This is a genomic window from Microcystis sp. M49636_WE2, assembly GCF_030065375.1.
In the GTDB taxonomy this organism is placed as follows: Bacteria; Cyanobacteriota; Cyanobacteriia; order Cyanobacteriales; family Microcystaceae; genus Microcystis; species Microcystis aeruginosa_C.
The window spans coordinates 1-4,699 of sequence record NZ_JASJFG010000628.1 but is presented as its reverse complement, the minus strand read 5'-3'; the positions used below and the strand labels follow the sequence as shown (position 1 = coordinate 4,699).

At 44.4% G+C, this 4,699-nt stretch carries 3 protein-coding genes; all 3 read right to left on the bottom strand.

What is annotated here, in order from left to right; genetic code table 11:
• Window positions 1-1,521: ATP-binding protein (locus PX484_RS14520; protein WP_288104407.1), on the bottom strand; the 1,521-nt coding region annotated here is incomplete at its 3' end.
• Complete coding sequence (locus tag PX484_RS14515) at window positions 1,518-3,350, bottom strand: carotenoid oxygenase family protein (protein ID WP_287767559.1); 1,833 nt, start codon at window positions 3,348-3,350, stop codon at window positions 1,518-1,520. The genes PX484_RS14515 and PX484_RS14520, both read right to left, overlap by 4 nt.
• A 260-nt stretch (window positions 3,351-3,610) precedes the next feature.
• Window positions 3,611-4,699, bottom strand: a 1,089-nt coding sequence (locus PX484_RS14510; RefSeq protein ID WP_288104404.1) for an AAA-like domain-containing protein, incomplete at its 5' end; no start/stop codon positions are given.

The following is a 4,699-nucleotide window of genomic DNA, read 5'->3' as shown; positions in this document are numbered from 1 at the left end:
TAGGGGATGGGTGGAATTAATTTCATTACTGCGATAGGAGCCAATTAAAAACAAATAGTCCATATCGCCATCGAGCATAATTAATTCTATTAACTGGAGACTAGCCAAGTCTGCCCATTGCAAATCATCGAGAAAGATGACCAGAGGATGTTCCGGGGAACAAAAGACCCGAATAAAATTTTTAAAGACTAAATTAAAGCGATTTTGAGTAGCGATCGCTCCTAATTGTAACACCTCTGGTTGTGGACCGATAATTAATTCTAGTTGGGGAATCACATCAATAATAACCCGTGCATTCGCCCCCAAAGACTTGAGGAGTTTTTGTCGCCATAGTTGCAGTTGTGGTTGACTTTCCCCCAAAAGTTGCTTGACGAGATGAGTCAAAGCACTAACCACGGCAGCGTAGGGAATATCGCGCTGAAACTGGTCAAATTTACCGGAGATAAAAAAGCCGCGTTTTTCAGTAATTGGCTGATAAATTTCCCTAACCAGGGTGGTTTTACCCATGCCAGAATAACCCGTAACTAGCATCAGTTCGGTGTGAGAGGAGTTTTTATCCGCCGTGGCTACCCGTTGAAAAGCAGTGAGGAGAGTGGCGATTTCTGCCTCCCTACCGTAGAGTTTTTGGGGAATTTGGAACTGATTGGCTAGATCTTGCCTAGCGATAACAAAATCATCAATTTTACCCGTTTTTTCTAGTTGTCTTAAACATTCTTCTAAATCTGCTCGAATACCATAGGCACTTTGGTATCGTTCCTCCGGGGTTTTAGCCATCAGTTTCCTGATGATTGCCTCCACCACCGGGGGAATTTCCTCCCTGACGAGACTATTAATCTCCAAAGGTTGTTTTGCCAGATGACAGTGAACTAATTCCAACGCATCTTTAGCCCGAAAAGGTAATTGTCCGGTGAGAAGTTCGTAGAAGCTAACGCCCAAGGAATAAAAATCCGTGCGGTAATCGAGACTGCGATTCATCCGTCCGGTTTGTTCGGGAGAAATATAGGCTAAAGTCCCCTCCAGGACGTTGGGATTTTTTAGCCCCGGATTTTCCCGCTGCAGGACGCTGGCAATGCCAAAATCGATGATTTTAATCTGTCCGGTTTCGGGGTTAAGAACTATATTGGCAGGATTAATATCTTTGTGAATAACCTTGGCGTTGTGAATTTTCTCTAAATTAGCCACTATTCGGGGTGCAAGACTTAAAAAGTCCCTTAAGGCTAGAGTTTTTTTGCCCTCTAGCCATTTTTTTAAGGATATACCCCCGAAATCTTCCAAAATAATCACGGGAGTTCTGCGGTAGGTTTCTAAACCATAGGCTTTAATCGCCCCCTCGAAGTTGAGGCCGCAGATGGTTTTATACTCCTGTTTGTAGTGGGTTAGTTCTTGGACGGTGGGATATTCTTGCTTGAGGATTTTGAGCATAACCGGTTGATTATCGGCGGTGCGAATAGCCCGATAGACTTCCGAGTTAACGCTTTCGTAGATTTGGGTAAGAATGTCGTATCCTTTGAGAACAATCATTTTTTTACTCGGCGATTGTAAACGGCTGCGGGTCTCCCCAAGAAAAATTCTACGGGAACTAAAACAAGACTCCGCAAGGCTGACAGGACTTGATTTACCTGTGAGACGGAAGGACGGGGAGAAGGCAGCACCTGCTCGAAATACTCGGAATGCAAGGTAAAACCAAAGTGAACATCTTCCGGCAAGCTCAGTTTAGCAATCGGTCCGTCCTTGAGATTGTCAGGGTTAAATAACCAAGCTTCTAATACTTTGGTCGGGGTTAAAACCGTCGTCAATAGATAGCCCTGTTCTTGGGGAATAAACTGAATGCTATCTAAAATATAGCCATCGGGACAAACATAAAAATCCAGTAGTCCCCGACCTAAATGTGATACATGAGTATCACTGGCATTTTTTTCTTGGCTAATCTGTTGACTTAACTGATTCCAATCCTTATCGAAGGGAACCTTGGCTAATACCGAGGGCAAGTCATGACAGGGAAGTTCGGCATCGCTGAGGATGCGATTGCTTTGGTCGCGACAATCCATATACTGACGACGACAGATTAATTCGCGCACATAACCGAGATAAATTTGATAAATGGCACTGTACCCCTGTTCCGATTCCCGCGGGTCGGCGGTGTAGAGACTGGTACAGAACCAACCCGGATGGATGAAAGCTTGTTCGCTCATCACCCTGGCATCTTCGATAACCACTTTGCGCAGCACTCCGGGGTCAAAGGAAAACATCCAAGGAATGCCGTGGTATTCGGGGGGATAACTCTGACCGGTAAAATGTTGGATATCGTCTTTTTCGATCGCTTCGGTTAAACTAATAGTGGCATTTTGGATGGCCACCAGCTGAATTTGACCGTTGATACTATGGTAATTACAAAGGAAGTGATAACTGTCACCATTGAAGGTAATTAATCGCGAGGGAACGGTGGTTTTTTCTTCCTTGAGATCTTGACGGTTAACCAGATAAATTTGAGTTTTCGGATAGGTTTCTTCTGGCTTAATTCTGATACCTAATAGTTTGGCTACTCCCATCTGAAAAGGCATATCGGGAATCATGATATAATCTTCGGTGACGATGACCGAATGGGGGCTACCCTCGAGGATAGTTCCCTGTATTTTCCAGGGTTTAAGTTTTTTTTGTTGATCCCAAACAACAATATACACCGATGAATCTAAATCTTTTAACATACCTCCCGATAAAAGTTTTAGCTTTAATTCACAGGTGATAAATTCTTTGGTCTTTTTGTCGTAGAAGGGGTGAGCGGTATTTTCTAGGACTGGGAAAATAGACAAAGGCACGGAAACAATATGTTGGTCAAAATAACCAATCGGGGTGATAGTATCAAGGGAAACGGGATCCACTTCCCAGTAACGTCCAGCATCGGCGGTGAGAATTAATCTGGTTTCTTCTAGTTGTTTATCTTCGGCAACTTTTTCTAGTTTAACCATAGCAGTATTCGCTATTTCCGAAGAACCTAAAATGCTGACCACTGCGGGAAAAGTAGCTCGACTAATATTAAATATCGGTAAAACTTTTCGCCAAAAACTATCCCAAGTTTTCAGTTTTTTACTGTAAACGTTAACTTGATTATTTTTCCCTTGCAGGTCCCATCTAATAATTACACCCTCGCCAGAGAACAAATGACGGTCATTTTCTCTATGAAAAGGACAGACGATAAAAACGTATCCCGACAGATTTTCCGGCCAATGTCCCTCGGTAACTGTGGCGACTGCTTGATATAAATTGTTCTCATCCGGTTGACCTAGTTGCGAGCGACTAAAATTGCTAACGTTGACAGTATTTTGGACAGTATCTTTGATTGACATATTCATAAGTAGAGTTTGCGGCAAAAAGTTTGTTGGTGGGGTTAGTAGCCGGTCGTCGGTCGTCAGGAGATAGGATTCAGAAGTCAGGATTCAGGAGCCAGGAGACAGGTTTTAGGTGTTGGGGTGTTGGGGTTTTGGGGTTTTAGTTCAATTTCCCCACTTCCCCACCTCCCCAATTCATAATTCATAATTCATAATTCCCACTCCCCCCACACCCTACACCCCACACCCTACACCCCACACCCTCACTGATAACTGATTACTGTTTACTGATAACTGATAGAGGATTTCACCTCTAAAAAATAGCGTCGATACAATTCATAGCCTGGTACGACTTTATCTCCCGATTGTTTGAGTAGCCCCATACTGCTGAGTTTGTAAGCGAGAATTGGGTCTAATTGTACGGGTTCCACCGCGCTCATCACCCGGTCGAGGGCTTTTGCTAGTTCCGGCTGTTGTTCTAATACCGCCCAATGGCGCCGCAGGTGATGGGCATAGATCCCCGTGACGGAGGTGGCACTGGTTAATATTTGCGTCATGGTTATTTCCTCCCGACTGAGATAGTAGAGGGCGGTTTGCACCAAAGCTGGGTGTCCTCCCACCAACTCCATCAATTGCTTGACTTTTTCCTGATTTTCCCAGGTGAGTTGATAACGTTGGGCTAATTGTAATACCTCCTCAAGACTAAAATGACTTATCTGTGCGGGGAATCCCACGTTAAAGGGGGATTGATTGAGCTGCAGGGGAACATAAATTTCTGTGGAATGGACGACGATAAGACGGAGTTTTTGCCAGATAGGCAGGGTTTTGGCTTCTTCGTACCAAGAACGCAGCAGCGGTAAAAAATCCTTGGCCACTTGGGGATGTTCAAAAATCTGATTAAGTTCATCGAGAGCGAGGACAATGGGGGCGGTAATTGATTCAAGGATATAGTCCTGGATATAGGCGGTACAGCTAATCTTGCTGCCTAAATCCTCATCCCAATACTCATCTAATTGGGGTTTTAACTGTAGTTGACGAGCGACATTGGCACACAACCAGCGCAAAAATTGGTTTAAATCAGCCAAAATCGTCTGGTCTACCTGTTCTAAGTTCAAACTCACCGTGCGGTAGCCTTGCTGTTTGGCAAAATCGAGCATTCTCAAAAGTAGGGAAGTTTTGCCCATTTCTTTCGGGGCTTTTATCCGCACTAAAGCCCCCGGTTTCTTGATTTCCTGCCTTATCTGTTCTTCGAGGGGAAGACGTTCTAAATAAAATGGGGAACCAAGGGGAACTGCCCCATTGGGATAGGGGGGCAATGTGTCCAATTTTTCGCTCTTGGCTGCCGAATTAACCGGAATTTTGTCTTGAGGGGG

Excerpts from the sequence above, each read along its gene's own strand:
- PX484_RS14515 (WP_287767559.1), bottom strand. The coding sequence starts at position 3,350 with ATGAATATGTCAATCAAAGATACTGTCCAAAATACTGTCAACGTTAGC.